The organism is Nocardia rosealba (assembly GCF_020216065.1).
In the GTDB taxonomy this organism is placed as follows: domain Bacteria; phylum Actinomycetota; class Actinomycetes; order Mycobacteriales; family Mycobacteriaceae; genus Nocardia; species Nocardia rosealba.
Genome location: NZ_JAIWNA010000005.1, coordinates 188959 through 209871 on the forward strand (window position 1 = coordinate 188959; position 20913 = coordinate 209871).

General features: G+C 68.0%; 19 protein-coding genes. 4 read left to right on the forward strand and 15 right to left on the reverse strand.

Translation table 11 applies throughout. From position 1 onward, the window contains the following. Positions 1–5 precede the first annotated feature (5 nt). Positions 6–2297 (reverse strand): phosphoribosylformylglycinamidine synthase subunit PurL, encoded by a 2292-nt coding sequence (purL, locus tag LDL21_RS19920; RefSeq protein ID WP_225281295.1) that lies wholly within the window; start codon positions 2295–2297, stop codon positions 6–8. 159 nt (positions 2298–2456) lie between these two features. On the opposite strand from purL, the gene LDL21_RS19925 reads away from it, so the two are divergent. Beyond that, positions 2457–3752: a glycosyltransferase 87 family protein gene (locus LDL21_RS19925; protein WP_225281296.1), complete on the forward strand. Its 1296-nt coding sequence runs from the start codon at positions 2457–2459 to the stop codon at positions 3750–3752. Here the strand turns inward: LDL21_RS19925 and LDL21_RS19930 are convergent. Beyond that, complete coding sequence (locus LDL21_RS19930) at positions 3704–4996, reverse strand: M18 family aminopeptidase (RefSeq protein ID WP_225281297.1); 1293 nt, start codon at positions 4994–4996, stop codon at positions 3704–3706. The genes LDL21_RS19925 and LDL21_RS19930 overlap by 49 nt on opposite strands. Before the next feature lie 61 nt (positions 4997–5057). Beyond that, on the reverse strand, positions 5058–5489 hold the full coding sequence (locus tag LDL21_RS19935) for a MarR family winged helix-turn-helix transcriptional regulator (RefSeq protein ID WP_181698713.1): 432 nt from the start codon (positions 5487–5489) through the stop codon (positions 5058–5060). 60 nt (positions 5490–5549) lie between these two features. Between LDL21_RS19935 and LDL21_RS19940 the strand changes: the two genes are divergently transcribed. Beyond that, on the forward strand, positions 5550–6614 hold the full coding sequence (locus LDL21_RS19940) for a substrate-binding domain-containing protein (RefSeq protein WP_225281298.1): 1065 nt from the start codon (positions 5550–5552) through the stop codon (positions 6612–6614). 1 nt (position 6615) lies between these two features. On the opposite strand, the gene purQ is transcribed toward LDL21_RS19940, so the two are convergent. Beyond that, the gene (gene purQ, locus LDL21_RS19945) at positions 6616–7293 is read right to left on the reverse strand and encodes a phosphoribosylformylglycinamidine synthase subunit PurQ (RefSeq protein ID WP_181698715.1); all 678 of its coding nucleotides are present in this window, start codon (positions 7291–7293) and stop codon (positions 6616–6618) included. Further along, positions 7290–7526, reverse strand: a complete 237-nt coding sequence (gene purS, locus LDL21_RS19950) for a phosphoribosylformylglycinamidine synthase subunit PurS (RefSeq protein ID WP_056818769.1) — start codon at positions 7524–7526, stop codon at positions 7290–7292. Before purS ends, purQ begins: the two co-directional genes overlap by 4 nt. 98 nt (positions 7527–7624) lie before the next feature. Here purS and LDL21_RS19955 point away from each other — a divergent pair, with 98 nt between their 5' ends. After that, a complete protein-coding gene (locus LDL21_RS19955) occupies positions 7625–8269 on the forward strand; it encodes an MBL fold metallo-hydrolase (RefSeq protein ID WP_067492318.1) in 645 nt (214 codons plus the stop codon). Here the strand turns inward: LDL21_RS19955 and LDL21_RS19960 are convergent. The 5 genes from LDL21_RS19960 to LDL21_RS19980 all read right to left on the reverse strand — a co-directional run bounded on the left by LDL21_RS19960 (position 8266) and on the right by LDL21_RS19980 (position 14615). Then, entirely contained in the window at positions 8266–9618 is a 1353-nt protein-coding gene (locus tag LDL21_RS19960; RefSeq protein WP_225281299.1) for a dipeptidase, read from the reverse strand. The two genes, LDL21_RS19955 and LDL21_RS19960, sit on opposite strands and share 4 nt — an antisense overlap. Positions 9619–9625: 7 nt before the next feature. Continuing rightward, positions 9626–10063, reverse strand: a complete 438-nt coding sequence (locus LDL21_RS19965; protein ID WP_067640759.1) for a hypothetical protein — start codon at positions 10061–10063, stop codon at positions 9626–9628. Then, positions 10063–11484, reverse strand: coding sequence for a glutamate/gamma-aminobutyrate antiporter GadC (gadC, locus tag LDL21_RS19970; RefSeq protein ID WP_225281300.1), 1422 nt, complete (start codon positions 11482–11484; stop codon positions 10063–10065). The genes LDL21_RS19965 and gadC overlap by 1 nt, the downstream gene beginning before the upstream one ends. 198 nt (positions 11485–11682) lie before the next feature. Continuing rightward, positions 11683–12384, reverse strand: a complete 702-nt coding sequence (locus LDL21_RS19975) for a DUF2334 domain-containing protein (protein ID WP_067640755.1) — start codon at positions 12382–12384, stop codon at positions 11683–11685. Between the two features lie 80 nt (positions 12385–12464). Then, entirely contained in the window at positions 12465–14615 is a 2151-nt protein-coding gene (locus tag LDL21_RS19980; protein ID WP_225281301.1) for a S9 family peptidase, read from the reverse strand. Between the two features lie 126 nt (positions 14616–14741). On the opposite strand from LDL21_RS19980, the gene LDL21_RS19985 reads away from it, so the two are divergent. Further along, complete coding sequence (locus LDL21_RS19985; RefSeq protein ID WP_225281302.1) at positions 14742–15773, forward strand: DUF2330 domain-containing protein; 1032 nt, start codon at positions 14742–14744, stop codon at positions 15771–15773. Here the strand turns inward: LDL21_RS19985 and LDL21_RS19990 are convergent. The 5 genes from LDL21_RS19990 to LDL21_RS20010 all read right to left on the reverse strand — a co-directional run bounded on the left by LDL21_RS19990 (position 15770) and on the right by LDL21_RS20010 (position 20738). Then, positions 15770–16702, reverse strand: coding sequence for an alpha/beta hydrolase (locus LDL21_RS19990; protein WP_225281303.1), 933 nt, complete (start codon positions 16700–16702; stop codon positions 15770–15772). The genes LDL21_RS19985 and LDL21_RS19990 overlap by 4 nt on opposite strands. A 164-nt stretch (positions 16703–16866) precedes the next feature. Beyond that, the gene (locus tag LDL21_RS19995) at positions 16867–17289 is read right to left on the reverse strand and encodes an HIT family protein (protein ID WP_225281304.1); all 423 of its coding nucleotides are present in this window, start codon (positions 17287–17289) and stop codon (positions 16867–16869) included. A gap of 79 nt (positions 17290–17368) precedes the next feature. Further along, complete coding sequence (gene purB, locus LDL21_RS20000) at positions 17369–18790, reverse strand: adenylosuccinate lyase (RefSeq protein ID WP_181698723.1); 1422 nt, start codon at positions 18788–18790, stop codon at positions 17369–17371. 6 nt (positions 18791–18796) lie between these two features. Continuing rightward, a complete protein-coding gene (locus LDL21_RS20005; protein WP_225281305.1) occupies positions 18797–19450 on the reverse strand; it encodes a TetR/AcrR family transcriptional regulator in 654 nt (217 codons plus the stop codon). 112 nt (positions 19451–19562) lie between these two features. Next, entirely contained in the window at positions 19563–20738 is a 1176-nt protein-coding gene (locus LDL21_RS20010; RefSeq protein ID WP_225281306.1) for a pyridoxal phosphate-dependent aminotransferase, read from the reverse strand. Positions 20739–20913 lie beyond the last annotated feature (175 nt).

The following is a 20913-nucleotide window of genomic DNA, read 5'->3' on the forward strand; positions in this document are numbered from 1 at the left end:
CTGCTCTAGGTGTGCGCTCCGAACAGCTTAGGCAGCGTGCCCTCGAAAACCTCACGCAATTCCGCGAGCGTCACCGAGAACTGGCCCTGCACCTCGATCGAATCCGAACCCTGGTCGACCACGCCGATGCGCACCCACGGCAGCTGCCGCGCGTCGCACATCTTGGTGAACCGGGTCTCCTCCGAGCGCGGCACCGCGACGAGCACGCGCCCGGCCGACTCGGAGAACAGCTGCACGAACGGGTCGCTGCCCTCGGGAAGCACGATGCGGCAACCGGTTTCACCGGCCAGCGCGGCCTCGACGACGGTCTGCGCGAGACCGCCCTCGGACAGGTCGTGGGCGGCCGAGATCATGCCGTCGCGCGAACCGGAGACGAGCACCTCCGACAGCAGCTTCTCCCGGGCCAGGTCGACCTTGGGCGGCACACCACCGAGATGACCGTGCACCACCTGCGACCAGATGGAGCCGTCGAGTTCGTCGTGCGTGTCGCCGAGCAGGATCAGCGACTCACCCGGCTCGAGGCCGAGGCCGGTCGGGATGCGTCGGTGCACGTCGTCGATCACGCCGAGCACGCCGACCACCGGGGTGGGCAGGATGGCGTCCTTGCCGGTCTGGTTGTAGAAGCTCACGTTGCCGCCGGTGACCGGGATGCCGAGCGCCGCGCAACCGTCCGCGAGGCCGCGCACGGCCTGCTGGAACTGCCACATCACGCCCGGGTCCTCCGGCGAACCGAAGTTCAGGCAGTTGGTGACGGCCTTCGGGGTGGCGCCGGTGGTCGCGACGTTGCGGTAGGCCTCGGCCAGCGCCAGTTGGGCGCCGGTGTAGGGGTCGAGCTTGGTGTAGCGGCCCGAGGCGTCGGTGGCCAGGGCGATGCCGCGGCCCGAGGTCTCGTCGATGCGAACCACGCCCGCGTCGGCGTGCTCGGCGAGCACGGTGTTGCCGCGCACGTAGCGGTCGTACTGCTCGGTGATCCACTTGCGGCTGCACAGCTGCGGGCTGGCCAGCAGGGTCAGCAGGGTTTCGCGCAGCTCGTCGGCGGTCTTGGGCCGGGGCAGGTTCGTGGTGGTGTCGGCGATCAGCGCGTCCTGGTAGTCCGGGCGCTGCACCGGGCGCTCGTACACCGGGCCCTCGTGGGCGACGGTGCGCGGCGGCACGTCGACCACGGTCTCGCCGTGCCAGCTGATGACGAGGTGGTCGCCGTCGGTGACCTCACCGATGACGGTGGCCAGCACGTCCCACTTCTTGCACACCGCCATGAACGCGTCGACGTTCTCGGGGGTGACCACCGCGCACATGCGCTCCTGCGACTCGCTCGACAGGATCTCGGCGGGGGTCATGTGCTTGGCGCGCAGCGGCACCTTGGTGAGGTCGATGTGCATGCCGCCGTCGCCCGCTGCGGCGAGTTCGGAAGTGGCACAGGACAGTCCGGCGCCGCCGAGGTCCTGGATGCCGACCACGAGGCCGGCCTTGTACAGGTCGAGACAGCACTCGATGAGCACCTTCTCGGTGAACGGGTCGCCCACCTGCACGGCGGGCAGCTTCTTGCGGCCGGTGCCGGACTCGTCGCCGGAGAAGCTGTCGGAGGCGAGCACCGACACGCCGCCGATGCCGTCGAGGCCGGTGCGCGCACCGAACAGGATGATCTTGTTGCCCGCGCCGGAGGCGAAGGCCAGGTGCAGGTCTTCCACGCGCATCGCGCCGGCGCACAGCGCGTTCACGAGGGGGTTGCCCTGGTAGGAGGCGTCGAACACCGTCTCGCCGCCGACATTGGGCAGGCCGAGGGAGTTGCCGTAGCCGCCGATGCCGCGCACCACCCCGTCGACCACGCGACGGGTGTCGGGGGCGTCGGCCGCGCCGAAGCGCAGCTGGTCCATCACCGCGATGGGGCGCGCGCCCATGGCCATGATGTCGCGCACGATGCCGCCGACGCCGGTGGCCGCGCCCTGGTACGGCTCCACGTACGACGGGTGGTTGTGGCTTTCGACCTTGAAGGTGACGGCCCAGCCGTCGCCGATGTCGACCACACCGGCGTTCTCGCCGATGCCGGCCAGCATCGAGGCCTTCATCTCGTCGGTGGTGGTCTCACCGAAGTAGCGCAGGTGCACCTTCGAGGACTTGTAGGAGCAGTGCTCGCTCCACATCACCGAGTACATGGCCAGCTCGGCGTCGGTGGGCCGACGGCCGAGAATCTCCTTGATGCGGGCGTACTCGTCGTCTTTGAGACCGAGTTCCTTGTACGGCTGCGGAGCATCCGGGGTGGCTGCGGCGGTGGCGACGGTGTCGACCTGCAGTGTCACGGGAGACCAGGGTCCTTTCGGCCGGGGGGAACTTGGCTCCGAGTCTATCGGTAGGGCCGTCGCGGCCCGCCGCCTGTACTCCCCGGCCGCCGGTGGTGCGCGGATCCGGTCTGATCACACTTGCGGTTCACCGCGGTGAGCACCCGTTACGCTGGCGCCGTGAACGAAAGTCCGGGGGTTGCCGAGCAGGTAGAGCCGCCGTTTTCCGCGCGCATCGCGTCGGGCGCCCGGGATCGGGAACAGAACTCGCGGCCGGGTCGGCAACGGCGCCTGCTGGCCGCCGCGATCGCGTTGTTCGTGGTCTCCGGCGTGATCGCCTTCGCTGCGAACTGGTGGACCGCCTTCATCGACCTGCAGGTGTACCGCACCGGTGCCCGTGTCTGGCTCGACGGCGGCGACCTCTACGGACCGATGCCGCCGGTGCGCGGGCTCGGGCTGCCGTTCACCTATCCCCCGCTCGCCGCGTTGTTCTTCGTCCCACTCGCCCTGTTGCCGCTGGTCGCGGCCGAGGTGCTCGTGCTAACCACCTCGTTGCTCAGCCTGGCGATCGCGCTGTGGCTCGTGCTCATCCGGGTGCGGCCCGAGTTCGACCGGATCACGGTGCTCGCCGTGGTGATCGCCGGTCTCGGCTTGGCGCAGTTCCTGGAACCGGTGCGGCAGACGGTCAATTTCGGGCAGATCAACCTGATCCTGATGGCGGCGGTCACCGTCGACATCCTGGTGCGCAAACCGTTCTGGCCGCGCGGAATGCTGATCGGCATCGCCGTGTCGATCAAGCTGATCCCGGCCGGTTACCTGCTGTATTTCCTGCTGCGCCGCGATTGGAAAGCCGCGGCGACGCTTGTGGTTTCGGCCGCCGGCGCCGTCGGCGTCGGCTTCCTGCTCTTCCCGAGTGATTCGGTCGAGTACTGGTTCCACACCGTCACCGACACCGGCCGCATCGGCACTCCGTATTTCGCCGGGAACCAGTCGATCAAGGGCACTCTGTACCGACTGGGCATCGACTCCTCGGTGGCCACCGCGCTCTGGGTTCTGTTGTCGGCGTTGACGATCACGCTGGCAGCGGTATGGATGTACCGGCTCATCGAGGCGGGCCGCGACGTGGCGGCCATGCTGGTGAACGCCGCCGCGATCCTGCTCGTCTCGCCGGTGTCGTGGTCGCATCACTGGGTGTGGGTGGCCCTGGCGCTGGTCGTCGCCGTCGACCTGGCGGTGCGCAGGCGTTCGCGCGCGTTCACGACGCTGGTCGCCGTGTTCACGGTGGTCTTCATCATCGGCCCGCAATGGTTGCTGCCGCACAACCGCGATCACGAGCTGGACTGGGCGTGGTGGCAGCAGATCATCGGAAGTACTTACGTGTGGGCCACTTTCGCGGTCCTGGTGTACGCCGTGATCACCTATCGGCCTCAGTCCAGGGGCGTCGGCGTGAGGAAGGCGGCCAGCGCCGAGGCGTAGGCGGGGATGTCGGCGGCGCCCATCAGTTCGCGGCACGAATGCATGGCCAACTGCGGTGCGCCCACGTCGACAGTGGATATGCCGGTGCGGGCCGCGGTCATCGGGCCGATGGTCGATCCACACGGCAGGTCGGCGCGGTGCACATATCGCTGCAACGGCACCTCGGCCTGGGCGCACGCCAGCGCGAACGCACCGGCACCGGCGGCGTCGGTGGCGTAGCGCAGGTTCTGATTGACCTTGAGCACCGGCCCGCCGCCGACCTCGATCCGGTGCGCGGGTTCGTGCCGGTCGGGATAGTTCGGGTGCGTGGCATGGGCCATGTCACCGGAGGCGACCACCGAACCGGCGAGCGCGGCAAGATAGTCCGCGCGTCCACCGCCACGGGCGAGCACGATCCGCTCGAGCACGGCGGGCAGCAGATCCGATTGGGCGCCGCGATCGGATTGGCTGCCCACTTCCTCGTGGTCGAACATCACCAGTACCGCCGTGGCCGCGCCGGGGTCGTCGGCGGCGGCGAGGAACGCCTGCAGTCCGGCGTAACAGGTGCCCTGATTGTCCAGTCGCGGCGCGCTCACCAGGTCGTGCCGGCGGCCGACGATGGTGCTCGGCGCCAGATCGTGGGTCATCAGTTCCCAGCCGAGCACCGAGTCGCCGTCCACCCCGGCACGCTCGGCCACGAAATCCAGGAACGAGGCGGGCGAATCACCGATGCCCCAGATGGCGTTCACGTGGCGTTGCGGGTCGAGCGTCACCCCGCGCCGGTCCTCGGACAGGTGGATCGCCAGCTGCGGCACCCGCAGAATCGGTTCGTCGACGCGCACCAGCACGTCGCGCATCCGTGCACCGTCGCGCACACTCAGCCGCCCCGAGATCCCCAGCTCCCGGTCGAGCCACGAATTCAGCCAGGCACCGCCGTAGGGCTCGAGCCCGACCAGCTGCCACCCGAACCCGGCCAGATCCGGATGCTGCTTCACCCGCAGATTGGGGCTGTCGGTATGCGCCCCGACCACGCGAAACGGGTCGGCGGGCGCCGCGTCGTAATCGGCCCAGGCGATCAGCGAACCGCCACGGACCACATAGTGTTTCCCACCCGCGTCGTCCCAGGACTGCGCCTCGGTCAACGGCGTGAAGCCATTGGCATCCAATTCCGCCGCGACGGTCGCGCACACATGAAAAGGCGACGGCGAAGCATCGATGAACGCACACAATCCACTGGCCGTGGCCGCAGTCAGAGATACCGGCATAGGGCCGATCCTAGGGGCAATACCGTCGGCTCCGGCGGCCGAACGCCGGGACCGGCACCCGCTACTGGTCGGCGATCACCGCGAGCGCAGCCACGAGATCGTTGTAGCGTCGGGCTCCCAGCCGCGCCTTCAACTCCTCTTCGGCCAGCTGTTCCTCGCGCCGGATCTTGGCCACGAGCTTGGCGCCGAGGCTGCTCAGTCCGATGAGAATCCGGCGCCGGTCATCGGTTGCCGCGACGCGGAAGATCAGGCCGCGCTCGGCGAGATTGTCGGCGTGCCGGGTGGCCGAGGACGGGGCCAGGCGGGCCTGCGAGGCCAACTCCGACATGGTCACGCCGTGCTCGGTGGACAGCTGGGTGAGAATCGCCCAGTGGTCATCGGTGAGATTGTCGGCCGACAGCGCCGCGTCTAATCGGCGAACCCAATTTCGCTCTGCCGAGCGCAGCGCGCCGTGCAGTGTGGAACAGCCACTTATGATGGACACCGATCGCATTCCCACCTGCCGAGAAATTCATTCGAACAAGGCTGCTCGAGCTAGGCGATAGAGTACAGAATGCCCACCTTCGACGAGAGCCGGGATGAGACGATCGAGATTCTCTCGATCGTGCCCACCCAGGGCCCGGGTGGCATCATCGCACCGTCGTGTACTGCGGCGATATCACTGGCTGTAGACGAAATCAACAGCGGCACAGGAATTCTCGGCCGCGAGATCAGGCTCACGACCATCGACGGCGGCCGCCCACCGAGCGTGGTCGCCAACGAAGTCGAGGCACTGCTGGCCACCGGAATGGTCGGCGCGATCACCGGCTGGCACACCTCGGCCGTGCGCCGTGCGGTGGCCACGGCCGTCGACAGCCGGGTGCCGTATCTGTACGCCACCGATCACGAAGGCCTGCCCGACGAACGCGCGGGCGTGCTGATGGTCGGCGAACATCCCGATCACCAGACCGTGCCCGCCGCCGCGTGGATGGGCCGGGAGCTGGGGGTGCGCCGCTGGGCGGTGATCGGCAACGACTACGTCTGGCCGCGCCAGACCGCGCACGCGCTGCGTCGCGCGCTGCCCTCACCGGCCGATATCGTGCTGGAACGCTATGTGCCGATGGGCACCACGGATTTCGCGAGCTTCCTCGACGAACCCGCCCTGCTGTTCGCCGACGCCGTCCTGATCCTGATGGTCGGTGCCGACACCGCGCGCTTCAACAAGCAGTTCACCGCCGTGGGACTACCGACTTTCCTACCGCGCCTCAGCCCCGCCGTGGACGAGAACGTGCTGCTCAGCGCGGGGCCCGGCGCCAATACGAATCTGTATGTCGCCTCGAGTTTCTTCCTCGACGACAGCGACGACCGCCGCGCCCGCTACCGCCGCCACCAGGGGAAATTCGCCCCGGGGCTCACAACGTTCGGCAACTCCACCTATGAGGCGGTGCATCTGCTGCGCAGCGTGGCCGACACCGTCGGCACGCTCGACGTGCCGACCCTGCAGGCCCGGCTGGCCGAGGGTCTCGCGGTCGACAGTCCGGCCACCCGGCGCGGTTTCCTCGGCAATCAGGCCGTCGGCCCCACGCACCTGGCGCGGGCCGACGGGGTCGACTTCGACATCATCGACCGGTTGGACTGATTCAGGCGTTGACGAAGCTGTCGATCACGGAGAAGAACATCCCGAGACCGTCGTCGCTCGGCCCGGTGAGCGCCTCGGTGGCGTGCTCGGGGTGCGGCATCAGGCCGACGACCCGGCCGTCGGCCGAGGAGATACCGGCGATTCCGCGCTGCGAACCGTTCGGGTTCTCGCCGGAGTAGCGGAACACCACGCGGCCCTCCCCCTCCAGCTCGTCGAGCACCTTCGTCGACGCCTGGAAACGGCCCTCGCCCGACTTGAGCGGGATGAGGATCTGCGCGCCCGGCTCGTACCGCGAGGTCCAGGCGGTGTTCGTCGCCTCGACCGTGAGCCATTCGTCCCGGCAGATGAAGTGCAGGCCCTCGTTGCGGGTGAGCGCACCGGGCAGAAGCCCGGCCTCGCACAGCACCTGGAAGCCGTTGCAGATGCCGAGCACCGGCAGGCCCTGACCGGCGGCCCGGACCACTTCGCCCATCACCGGCGCGAACCGGGCGATGGCGCCGCAGCGCAGGTAGTCGCCGTAGGAGAAGCCACCGGGCACGATCACCGCGTCGACATCCTTGATGTCGGCGTCGGCGTGCCACAGGCTCACCGCGTCGGCGCCCGCCAGGCGCACCGCGCGGGCCGCGTCGACATCGTCGAGCGTGCCCGGGAACGTGATGACCCCGATGCGAGCACTCATGAGACCCGGACGACCTTCCAGTCCTCGATCACCGTATTGGCCAGCAGCGCCTCGGCGATCTGTTCGAGCTGGGCGTCGGAGACGCTGTCGTCCACCTCGAGCTCGAATCGCTTGCCCTGCCGTACATCCGAGATGCCGGCGAATCCCAGACGTGGGAGCGCGCCGACCACGGCCTGCCCCTGGGGGTCCAGAATCTCGGCCTTCGGCATGACCTCGACCACGACTCGTGCCACGCAATGCTCCTCATGTGGTGTGGGGGTTACCTCAGAAATCCTAGTTGACCCGGCCGTCGTGCCAGCCCTCCGGGGTCTGTGGCGCTTAGCATCGGGTCATGCGTATCGCCCACTTCGGCCATTCCTGCATCCTCGTGGAACTGCACGGCGCGAAAGTGCTGTTCGATCCCGGCACGTTCGCGCACGGGTTCGAGGGCATCACCGGTCTGGACGCGATCGCGGTGACCCACCAGCACCCCGACCACATCGACCCGAACCGGATCGCCGACCTGATCGACGCCAATCCGGGCGCGCGACTGCTGTCCGACCCGCAGACCGCCCAGCAGCGCAGCGAGGGCTGGGAGCCGGTATCGGCCGGTCAGGTGCTCGACATCGGCGACTTACAGATCACCGGTGGCGGCGGCCGCCACGCGGTGATCCACCCCGAGATCCCGGTGATCGACAACACCGTCTTCCAGCTGGGCACCGCCGCCGATCCCGCCCAGCTGGTGCATCCGGGTGACTCGCTGTGGGTGCCGCCGGTGCCGGTCGGTGTGCTCGCCATCCCGGCCGTCGCCCCGTGGATGCGGATCTGGGACACCGTCGACTACCTGCGCGCGGTCAACCCACGCACCGCCCTGCCGATCCATTTCGGCATCATCGATCGCTCCGCGCACGGCATCTACTTCGGCCGCCTCGCCGAGATGGCACCGGCCGGTACCGAGTTCCGGGTGATCGACCCCGAGGACCAGGACCAGTTCTAGCGCCCGTAGGTACTCAGGAACAACGCCTCGGCCAGCGCCATGTGCTCGATCTCGCTCGGATCGACGCTCTCGTTGGGCGCGTGGATGAGGCATTTGGGTTCCTCGACCCCGATCAGCATGATCTCGGCCTTCGGGTAGGTGTCGGCGAAGACATTGCACAGCGGGATGGAACCGCCCTGACCTTCCGTCGTGGCCGGTCGGCCGTACGCGGTCGCCATCGCCTCGGACATGGCGTCGCGGGCGGGGCCGTGTTCGGCGGCGACGAACGGTTCGCCGAGCCCCTCCAGTTCGATGTCGAGCCGCGCGCTCCACGGTGTGTGCGCCCGCAGGTGCTTTTCCAATAGTTCGTAGGCGTGTTGCGGGTCGGTGCCGGGCGGGATGCGCAGGTTGAGCCGCGCCCTTGTGCTCGGCTGGATCGCCGCCGACGAGCCGACCACGGCGGGCACGTCCATGCCGAGCACGGTCAGCGCCGGACGTGCCCACAGCATGTCGGCGACGGTGCCGCCGCCGATCAGGTCCACGCCGTCGAGGACGCCCGCGTCGGCCCGGAAGTCCTTGGGCGGGTATTGCACCCCGGTCCACTGCTGGTCGGCGGTGAGGCCGTCGACGGTGGTGTTGCCGTGCTCGTCACGCAGGGACGACAGCAGCTGGATCATCGCCGCCAGCGCGTCGGGTGCGGGCCCACCGAACATGCCCGAATGCATCGGCCCGGCGAGGGTCGTCACGGTGACGACGACATTCACCTGACCGCGCAGGGTCTGGGTGAAGGTCGGCAGGCCGACGGCGAAATTGCCGCAGTCGGCGACCAGGATGGCGTCGGCGGTGAGCAGCTCGGGATTCGCGACGACGAATTTCTCCAGCCCACCGGTGCCCTGTTCCTCCGAGCCCTCCGCCACCAGCTTGATGCCGACCGGGAAGTCGGGGCCGATCGCCCGCAGGGCCGTGAGGTGGGTGACGATATTGCCCTTGCAGTCGGCGGCGCCGCGCCCGTACCAGCGGCCGTCCTTCTCCGTGAGCGTCCAGACCGGGGTTTCCCATGCCTGGTCATCGAGTGGTGGTTGCACGTCGTAGTGGCAGTACAGCAGCACCGTCGGGCTGCCGGGCGGACCCGGCCGGTGCCCGATGACGGCCTGGCTGCCGTCGGGCGTCTCGTGCAGGCCGACCGTCAGCCCGAGCTCGGTGAAAGCATCGGCCACCCACTGCGCTGCCTGCGTGCAGCCTTCCGCCGGGAATTGGCGCGGGTCGGCCACGGATCGGAACGAAACCAGCTGTGCGAGGTCGCTTTTCGCCTCGCCCATGAGTCCGGAAACCTTGGCGCGCAGCGCGTCGACATCGGGAGCCTTGGTCATCGTGGCCTCACTTCGTCGTGTCGTCGAGATGCAGGGTGTCGAGATGTGCACGGTAGTCGGCCAGGTGTTGCGGGCAGTAGACGGCGATCGCCTGGCCGACCGCCTCGGCGGCCTCCTTCGAGCCGATCACCGGGCGCTGTCCGGGCCCGGAGGCGCCATTGCTCAGTGCGGCTTGGTATTTCGCCTTGATGTGGGCCGCGTCCGGGTCCTGGCACACCGAACCACCGTCGTCACCGAGCGCCGAGGCGATGACATCCGGCTCGGGTGCGGGCAGGCCTGCGGCGAGCAAATTGCTGTGCAGCTGTTGGGCTTTCGCGGTCGCTTCGTTGTTCCGGTGGATTTCGTCGAAGGTGAGCAGCCCGATCAAGGCGAAGACGACGAGCAGCACGGCGGCCGTGAGGTATATCCAGATCCTGGTGCGGTCGGGGGCATCTGCGGTACTCATCACTGAGCCTCCTGCGGAACGGCGATCTTCCAGCTTTCCCGGCGATTCCGGTAGAACAGATAGGGAATGAGCAGCCCGACGATGCCCATTCCACCGCCGACGATCGCGAAATACACCAGCGGACTACCGCTGCCGAATTGCGAGGGCGGCACGAATCCGATGGCGAACGCCGCCACCGAGGACACCGATCCGAGCAGACACAGCGCGTACAACGCGGGCGCCCGGTAACCACGGGGATGATCCGGGTCGTCGCGGCGCAATTTCGCGGCCGCGGCGAACATCAGCACATACATGATGAGATACACCTGCGTGGTGATCACCGACAGAATCCAGTACGCGCTCGACACATTGGGAATCAGTGCGTAGAGCAAGGCGATGGCCGTGGTGAAAACGCCCTGGGCGACCAGCATGTTCTGCTGCACACCGTGCTTGTTGAGCCGGGTGAGAACCGGCGGCAGATAGCCCTCGCTCCGCCCGATCAGCAGCAGCCCCTTGGACGGTCCGGCCAGCCAGGTGAGCATCCCGCCCAGTGCGGCTGCCACCAGGGCGATGCCGACGATCGGGGTGAGGAATCCGATGTGAAAGTGGCTGAAGAATCCGTCGAACGCCTGCATCACCCCGGCCGTCAGGCTCAAACTCGCCGAGGGCACCACCCAGCTGATCGCGAGCGCGGGCAGGATGAAGATGACCAGCACCAACCCTGCCGCCAATGCCATGGCCTTGGGGAATTCCTTGCCGGGATTGCGCAGCGACGACACGTGGACCGCGTTCATCTCCATTCCCGCGTAGGACAGGAAGTTGTTCACGATCAAGACGAGGCTCGCCAGGCCGGTCCAGGCCGGTAGCAGATGCGCCGAGTCCATCGGTGCCGCCGAAGGATTGCCCTGGCCGAGGAATACCAGCCCGAGGACGACGAGCAGCGTGCCGGGAACCAGCGTGCCGATGATCAGTCCCATGCTGGACAACCCGGCCACCGTCGTCGTGCCGCGCGAGGACACATACACCCCCGCCCAGTAGACGGTGATGATCACGATCGCCACGTACGGGCCGTTCGACGCGAGCGAGGGATGAATGATGTAGGCGAAAGTGCTTGCCACATAAGCCAGCAGGCTCGGATAGTAGAAAATCGTCATGGCGAACTGGCACCACACCGCGAGGAAACCCAGCGGTTTACTCAGGCCGTCGCCCACCCATTTGTAGACCCCGCCGTCCCAGCCCGATGCCAATTCCGCCGCGACCAGCGAGGTCGGCATGAGGAAGAGAACGGCGGGAACGATGTAGAGGAAAACACAGGCAAGTCCGTAGACGGCCATTGTCGGTGCGGACCGCAGACTCGCCACCGAACTCGTGGTCATCAGCGCCAATGTCACCCAGGACAGGTATTTCGTGGTGGTCGCGGCTTTCGTCGCGGTGCCCGTCATCAGCGCTGCCTCCTGCCGTGTTCGCACAACTAGCGGAAACCCTCGAATAACGCTCGAGGATCGTAACCGTGTGGCAGCCGACCGGCGGCTTCGAAACGGGCACGATTACAGCGCGAATATTCGGACAGCGCAGGCAGGGGCAGCCGATAGGCCGCCGCCGCGCGCGGGTGATCGCCGATACGCGCGCGGCGGGGCCGGTCAGGCGGCTTTGCTCGCCGGGACCGGCTCCCAGCGGTAAACAGTGCTCCGGGCGCCGTGGTAGAGCGCGAGGTCGACCGCGTCGAGCACTGCCTGGCGCGGGCCCGAGCGCTGCAACTGCGCCCCCGAGATCGCCAGGCGCAGGACGCCGCCGCGCCGGGCAGTGCGGGCCGCGCCCATCACCAGCGCCCGGCACCACCAGGGTTCGGCCCGGAAGCCCTCGCCGATGCCGTACACCCGCGAACGCTGCGCCACATTGTTTTCCAGGTCGAGCATGGTGGTCAGGCCGAGGGCGAGGCGGAAACCCACGTCGGGGAGCGCGGCGAGCGCACCGGCGGAGGCGTCCCAGCGCGGGGCCGCGAACAGCCGGGTGCGCAACTGCACCTGTTCCATCACCCGATCGGCCGCTTTGAGCCGCAGCGTCGCCTCGTGCCGGGGCAGCGTGGCGAATTCGGCCCGCCTCGACTTGGTGGCCGCCTGGTCGTAGCCGTGCAGCACGATGGCGTCACCGGCCAGCCGCCGCCCGCGCAACCACGATTGCGTCGCCGGATCGTCGACCAGCCGGTATTTGCCCTTCAGCCGGGGCGCGACCAGCAACGACAGCCGCACCCCGCGCTGATCCATCAGCTCCGCGAACTCGATCGCGGCATCGCGCGTGGTATCCCGGATTCCCGACACCGAAACGATCAGCTCGCCGTTCATGTGTCAACGATGGCAGCCGGAGGTGACGGCAGCGTGGTTGCGCGATGAACAGTAGCGAGCGTCTATTTGTCGGCGAGCGTCTATTTGTCGGCCAGGCCCACCGTGTCCAGCACCCAGGCGTACTCGAACGCGACTTCCTTCCACTTCTCGTAGCGGCCGCTCACCCCGCCGTGGCCCGCGCTCATCTCCGTTTTCAGCAGCACTTCACTGTCACCGGTCTTGGTGGCGCGCAGCTTGGCGACCCACTTGGCCGGTTCCACGTACAGCACACGGGTGTCGTTGAGGCTGGTGATCGCCAGGATCGGCGGATAGTCCTTGGCCTCGACGTTCTCGTACGGCGAGTACGACTTCATGTACTCGTAGACGTCCTTGTCGGCCAACGGATTACCCCACTCGTCCCACTCGATCACCGTCAACGGCAGCGACGGATCGAGGATGGAGGTGAGCGGATCGACGAACGGGACATTGGCCAGGATGCCCGCGAACAGCTCCGGCGCCAGGTTGGCCACCGCGCCCATCAGCAGACCGCCCGCGCTGCCGCCGTCGGCGACGAGCCGGTCGGGTGCGGTGGTCCCCGCGTCGACGAGATGGCTTGCGACGGAGACGAAGTCGGTGAAGGTGTTCATCTTCGACAGGGTCTTGCCGTGCTCGTACCAGAGCCGGCCCATCTCGCCGCCGCCGCGCACATGGGCCACCGCGAACACCATGCCGCGCTCCAGCAGCGACAGCCGCGACACCGAGAACGACGGATCGATGCTGGCCTCGTAGGAGCCGTACCCGTACAGCAACATCGGCTTGGGCCCGGCGGGCAGATCGCGCCGCTGGATCAGCGAGATCGGGATGCGGGTGCCGTCGGAGGCCACTGCCCAATCACGATGCTGCTCATAGTCTTCGGCGTTGTAGCCACCGAGCACCGGCTGCTCCTTGCGCAGCAGCAGTTCCCCGGTGGCGGGCACGTAGTCGAACACCTGCATCGGGGTGATGAACGAGGTGACACCCACCCGCAGCGTCGGCTGCTCCCACTCCGGGCTGGATCCCATACCGGCGGAGAACAATTCGAGCCCGAACTCGAGTTCGGTCAGCTCGCCGTAGCCCGCGGGGGTGAGCGGCCACACCGCGAGGCGGGGCAGGGCGCCGCGGCGGTAGCCGAGTACCAGGTGGTCGGCGAAGGCATCGATGTCCTCGAGCCGCACGTCCTCGCGGTGCCCGATCAGGATCGTCATGTTCGACGGGTCGGTGGCAGGCGCTTCGGCGAGCACGAAGTTCTCCGCCTTCACGCCGTCGACCACGTCGTTGTGCAGGATCAGGAAACGGTCCGCACCCGCGATCACCGCGTGCTCGGCCGAGTACTCCACACCCTCGCGCCGTGGCAGCAGCACCCGGAACTCGCCCTCGGGGGTGTCCGACTCCAGCACCCAGCCCTCGGTGGTGATCTTGGAACCCAGCCAGATCATCAGGTACTTCTCGGAGCGGGTGGCGCCGACGCTCACCCAGTAGCGCTCGTCCGGCTCGTGGAAGACCTTCACGTCGTCGGTGGACGCGGTGCCGACGCGGTGCCGCCATACGGTGTCGGGGCGCCAGGATTCGTCGACGGTCTGATAGAAGATGTGCGTCCCGTCCAGCGACCAGGTGGCCCCCGGTGCGGCGCCGACGACCTCGTCGGGCAGCAGTTCGCCGGTGCGCAGGTCCTTGATGCGCAGGGTGTAGCGCTCGTCGCCGGTGCTGTCGACCGAGTAGGCGAGCAGGTTGCCGTCGTGGCTCAGCGAGAACGCACCGAGTGCGAAGAAGTCGAGGCCCTCGGCGAGCACATTGCTGTCGAGCAGCACCTGCTCACCCTCGATGGAGGTGTCGACCTCGAGTTGCGGCGGCGTCCAGGCGTCGATGCCCTCGGCCTCGGCGTCGATCGGACAGCGGCAGTGCACGCCGTACTGCTTGCCCTCGAAGCTGCGCGAGTAGTACCAGTACTCCCCCAGCCGGGTCGGCACCGACAGGTCCGTTTCCTGGGTGCGCGCCTTGATCTCGTCGAAGATCTTGTCCCGCAGGGGCTGCAGCTGATCGGTGCGCGCCGCGGTGTAGGCGTTCTCGTCCTCCAGGTACGCGATGACCTCGGGATCTTCCTTGTCCCGCAGCCACTCGTACTCGTCGACGAACGTGTCACCGTGGTGCACCCGTTCGACGGGCACCTTCTTCGCGATCGGCGCCGACACCACCGTCTGATTCTCGCCAGCCATGTGTCCACCGTAGTCGCCGCCCCCGACCCCGGCCCGCCAACTCGGCCGTCACCGGGATCCGCCCCGCTCATGGCGGTGAGTATTTCTGCGGATGGCGGCTCGGGGCGGGGTCCGTAACCTGCTCGCATGGGGATTCGCGGGACGGTTCGTTCGCTTGTTGTCGCCGGTGCGCTGCTGCTGGCTTCCGGTTCGGTTGTCGTGGCGCCCGCGGTGGCGTGTGCGTGTGGCGGGGTGGTGAGCGGCGACGGCTCGGCGCGGGTGGACAGTGAGACCGCCGTGCTCGGTTGGGACGGTCGACGCGAAACCATTCTGATGCGGTTGGGGATGCGGTTCACCGGTGCCGATGCGGCGTTGATCGTGCCGACGCCCACGCCTGCCACGGTGTCGGCGGGTAGTGCGGCTTCGTTCGCCGAGCTGTCGCGGCTGACCGCGCCGGAGGTGGTGGTCGACCGGTACTGGTTCGACAGCGACAGGTACGAGTCCTCCGGTGGCGCACCGGGTTCCGGTCCAGAGGTGCTCGGCCAGGTGCGATTGGGTCCGCTCGAGGCGACAACGCTGCGCGGTGGTGACCTCACCGGTGTGCGGGAATGGTTGTCCGCCAACGGCTATCAACTGCGCCCCGAGGTGAGCGCCACCCTCGAACCGTACCTGCGCGAAGGCTGGTCGTTCGTCGCCATGCGGCTCACCAGCCCCGAACCCCTCGACGGCGCCCTGGACCCGGTGCGCCTCACCTTCGATTCCGATCGCCTCGTCTACCCGATGCGCATGTCGGCGGCGGCTACCACTCCCCAGTCGGTGCACCTCTACGTCTTCGGCGACCACCGCCTGACCCGCACCGACGCCGACACCGAATCCCAGTTCACCACGACCGAATTCGCTTCCCCCGTGGGCGCACTCACCGACCCTGATCTGATCGCGCTCGCCGCGGGCAAGACCTACCTGACCGAACTGTCGGTCTCCATTCCCCGCCCCGCCACCATCACCACCGACTTCACCTTCGGCCCGGCCGACACCGACACCGCAGTGCGCGACCGCGTAGTCGAGAAGGAGTACGTCGAAATCCTCGGCTTCCCCGCAGGTTACGTCCTTGTCGCCGTGGCACTGTCGATCCTGGCCGTGGCAGGCGGCGCATTGCTGCGCCGCCGCTCGACACGTTAGGCCCCGAGAGCGGGTCCGATGGTGGGCCAGGAGTGGTGCAGGGCGTCCTGCCAGTAACCCCAGGAGTGGGTGCCGACAGGGTGGTAGTCGATGTCGGCCCCGATGCCCGCGGCCGCGAGCCGCTGGCCGAAGGAAGCCATGCAGCCGTTGACGCCGACCTCGATGGGGCCACCGAGAACGATGTTCTCCGGCAGCTGAGGCTTGAGCTGGGCCTCGTGGTGGCCGGGGATGCCGGTGCCGGTCGACATGTACAGCGCCTTGCCGCGCAGGTTGTCGAGCAGCTGGGCCGGGTCGTGCGCCGCCCATTCGGGACTGCCCGGCGCACCCCACATATTGAGTGGGTTACCACCGCGGTTGGTGATGGAGAACATCATCGCGCCCGCCGCCATGCCCATGTCGGGGCACGCGCTGTAGCCGGCGACGGCCCGGTAGAGGCCGGGGTTGCGAGCGGCCAGGATGTAGGCCGCGTTGCCGCCCATCGACAGGCCACCGATGGCGTTCACGCCGTTGCCGTCGAAGCGAGCGTCGATCAGGCCCGGCAGTTCACGGGTGAGGAACGTTTCCCACTTGTACCGGCCGAAACGCGGGTCGTCGGCGATCCAGTCGGTGTAGTAGCTGGCCTGCCCGCCCATCGGCAGCACCACGTTCACGTGCTTGCCACGGAAGAACGCCTCGGCGTCGGTGGCATTGGTCCAGGTGCTCTGGCCGATGCCCGGATCGAGGCCGTCGAGCAGGTAGTACGTACCGCGCGCTCCGCCACCCGCCGGGTGCAGAACCTGCAGCTCGATATTGCGCCCCATCGCGGGCGAGGTGACGGTGATCGCGGTGCGGTTCGGGGTGAGCGCACGCTCCCCGACGATGTCCGCGGCCGCGGCGGGTGCGGGCTGCAGAACGCCCGGACCGATGAACGCGATGGCGAATGCCAGCACTGAAGCAGCAACACCTGAACGACGCACGATCTACCCTCCATAACCGCATGCCAATGACAGTCCAAAGTAACCCACCGATGAACACCAAGGAAGCATTCGGCGATTTGGGCGTTTCTTCGGCAAACTTTTGGGTATGTATTGACCGCTTCGTCCGAAATCGCAGGTCAGCGGGTAAGAGCGCCCCGGATCGAGCCCGCGAGGTAGTCCAGATCGGCGCGGGCGGGCGAGGTGGGTCGCGCGCGCAGCCCGAAGCCGTCGCCGGGCGTGCGCGGAATGACGTGCAGGTGCACGTGGAATACCTCTTGGCCGGCCGTAACCCCGTCGGCGAGAAAGAAATTCACGCCGTCGGCGGCCACCTCGCTGTCACGCAGAGCCGCCGCGATCCGCTGCCCCACCTGAAACAGCTTGCCGCCCAACTCCGGATCGAGTTCGGCAAGGCTCGGCGCGGCCACCTTGGGCACCACGAGCACATGGCCGGGCGTCACGGGACGAATATCCATGAACGCCAGGACATCATCGTCCTCGTACACCTTGGAAGCAGGCGCCCGACCGGCGACGATGTCGGCGAAGATCGTGTACGGATTCATCCGCGCACGGTATCGAAAACGCACGAGAGCCCGCCACCGCCGCCGCAGGGCGGGCAGGGGCGGGCTCATGCGCACGGCTCTACAGAATCGGCGAGGGCGTGTACCGCGCGGCCTCCGGGTTGGCCTCGACCAGCTTCTGCACCTGGGCGATCACCTCGGACACCTGATCGGTGGCCGCGCCGATGAACGCGGACTTGTCGGCCAGCGCCGCGTCGAGGGCGGCACGGTCGAGCGGCATCCGGTCGTCGGCGGCGAGCCGGTCGAGCAGATCGGGTTCGCGCCCCTGCTCACGCATGGCGAGGGCGACGGCCACCGCGTGCTCCTTGATGACCTCGTGCGCGGTCTCGCGGCCGACACCGGCGCGCACCGCCGCCATCAGGATGCGGGTGGTGGCCAGGAACGGCAGGTACCGGTCGAGCTCGCGCGACACCACCGCCGGGTAGGCACCGAACTCGGCGAGCACGGTCAGGAACGTCTCCATCTGCCCGTCGATGGCGAAGAAGGCATCGGGCAGTGCGACGCGACGCACCACCGAGCAGAACACGTCGCCCTCGTTCCACTGCGCGCCCGCCAGCTCCGCGGCCATCGAGCCGTAGCCGCGCAGCACCACCTGCAGACCGTTCACCCGCTCACAGGAGCGGGTGTTCATCTTGTGTGGCATGGCCGAGGACCCGACCTGACCCGGCTGGAACCCTTCGGTGACCAGCTCGTGGCCCGCCATCAGGCGGATCGTGTGCGCGAACGACGACGGCCCGGCACCCAGCTGCACCAGCGCCGAGAGCACGTCGTGGTCGAGCGAGCGCGGGTACACCTGGCCCACGCTGGTGAAGACGTTCTTGAAACCGAGGTGGGTCGCCACCTGCTGCTCGAGGGCGGCGAGCTTGCCCGCGTCACCGTCGAGCAGGTCGAGCATGTCCTGGGCGGTGCCCATCGGGCCCTTGATGCCGCGCAGCGGGTAGCGGTCGATCAGCTCACGCAGCCGGGTGAGCGCGACGAGCACCTCGTCGGCGGCCGAAGCGAAACGCTTGCCGAGCGTGGTGGCCTGCGCCGCGACATTGTGCGAGCGGCCCGCCATCACCAGCGCCTGATACTCGGCGGCCCGCTCACCGAGCCGCGCGGCGATGGCGACACCGTGGTCGTAGACGTGCTCGAGCGAGAGCCGGATCTGCAGCTGCTCCACGTTCTCGGTGAGGTCGCGGCTGGTCATGCCCTTGTGCACGTGCTCGTGCCCGGCCAGCGCGTTGAACTCCTCGATGCGGGCCTTCACATCGTGGCGGGTGACCCGCTCGCGCTCGGCGATCGAGGCCAGGTCCACGTGATCGATGACCCGCTCGTAGTCCTCGACCACCCCTGCGGGAACGTCGATCCCGAGCTGCGACTGGGCGCGCAGCACCTCGAGCCACAGCTTGCGCTCGAGCACGATCTTGTTCTCGGGCGACCAGAGCGCGACGAGCTCCGGGCTGGCGTATCGGGTGGCGAGGACATTCGGGACGAGGCTCACGAGCACTCAGTCTAGTTGCCTGACCCGTTCGCCCTGCTGGGGCATCATGTTGGGCACCACGGGCGGGGCCACGATGTCGATCATCTCGAGCAATCCGGCTCGGGCGGGGCGGCGCGGCTCGGGGTGTCCCTCGATCAGCGCGGCGACGACGGCACCGTCGACGACGGCGACGAGCCTGCGTAACTGCTCGGGGCGCACCACCCGGTCGGAGCGGCGCAACACGTCGGCGAGCAGGTCTTCGAGCTGGGTGCGTAGTCGTAGCTGCACCTCGCGCAGCTCAGGATGCCGCGCGGAGGCGACCGACCGCTCGTAGCGGGCGATCAGTTGCCCACGGGCGTCGAGATCGCTGTCGTCGGGGCCGACCAGCAGGTCGAGCACCAGATCGACGGTCGCCTCGGTGCCGCGTCGGCGGTGGCTCACGTCGCCGACGCGGCGGCGCATCGCGTCGAGTTCACGGGCGCCGCTGAACTCGACGGCGCTGGCGATCAGATCTTCCAGTGAGGCGAAGTAGTAGGTGGTGGACGCGAGGGGAAGATCGGCTCTCGAGGCCACCGAACGATGTCGCACGGCGTCGAAGCCGCCTTCGAGCAACAGTTCAGCCGCCGCCGCCACCAGAGTCTGGCGACGTCGTTCGCCTTTCGGAGTCGTCGCGGTGGTCACCGTGCCATCGTGCCAGTCATCATCAGTTCAACCGTGCGCAATCGTCATCGGGGAAACGCTGGGAATTCGGGATATCTGAGTTTTACCGTATCCCGGCACCGATGTGTTCGTACTAGGGAAAGTTGTTGGGGGACATCACCGTTGACAACCGGTCCAGCGCTGCGGAAATGTCGTTTGTGGCGCCTGCGAAGGAAAAGCGAATCGTGCGAAGACCGCGCTCGGTATCGAAGTCGAGTCCCGGTGCCACCGCCACTCCGGTTTCGGCGAGAACCCGTGCGCACCACTCCAGTGAATTACTGGTCAAATGACCGATATCCGCGTAGGCGTAGAAGGCACCGTCGGCGGGCGCCAGATCGGTGATGCCGAGCGCGGGCAAACCCTCGAGCAGCAACGCCCGATTGGTCGCGTACCGGCGCACGTGCCCGTCGAGTTCGTCCTTGGCCTCGGGCCCGAAGGCGTGCACCGCCGCGTACTGCGAGATCGCGGGCGGGCACACCGTCATGTTCGACGCCAGCCGCTGCAACGCGGGGCGCAGGTGCGCGGGCGCGAGCATCCAGCCCAGCCGCCACCCGGTCATCGAGAAGTACTTCGACACCGACCCGATCACCACCGCGTCGCGGGAGAACTCCCACGCCGAGGAGGTCGGCGTGCTCGCGCCCGCGTAGGTGATGCCGTGATAGATCTCGTCGGAGATCAGCAGCGTGCCGTGCGTTTCGCACCAACAAGCGATGGCGGCCAGCTCCGCCGGGTCGATCATGGTTCCGGTCGGATTCGCCGGGCTCGCCAGCACCAGCCCCGCAGGCGGTTCGGGTAGTGCCTCGAGCATCGCCACCGTCGGCTGGAAGCGGGTCTGCGGGCCGCAGTCCAGCTCGACGACCCGGCAACCGAGGGCGGTGAGCGTGTTGCGGTAGGCCGGGTAGCCCGGCCGGGCGACCACGACGGTGTCGCCCACGTCGAAGGCGGCGAGGAAGATCAGCGTGAACGCGCCCGACGATCCGGTGGTCACCACCACCTCGTCGGGGTGCACGTCGTAGCCGTAGGTCTCGCTGTGATGGCCCGCGATGGCCTCGCGTAGCGGCAGGATCCCGAACGTCTCGGTGTACCCGAGCAGCTCGTGGTCGATCGCCGCACGTGTCGCCCGCAGCACCGGCGCGGGCGCCTGCGTCGACGGCTGCCCCGCCGCGAGTACCAGCACGTCACCGTGCGACCTGGCCCGTTCGGCGGCCGCCTTCCACACGTCCATCACGTAGAAGGGAGGAATGGTCGACCGTAGCGATTCTGTGGACACCCGAGAGACGGTAGATCACCCGATCGCGCGCCTGCACAGATATGGTCGGCACAATGGCTCCGACAGCGAATACGCAGGCACCGACGCCACTGGAAGCGTGGCGCCGGGACAGGGTCGTGGGGGCGGTATGAGGCGGACCGAGGTGGACGGACTCGCGTCGGGTGGGGTGCGCGAG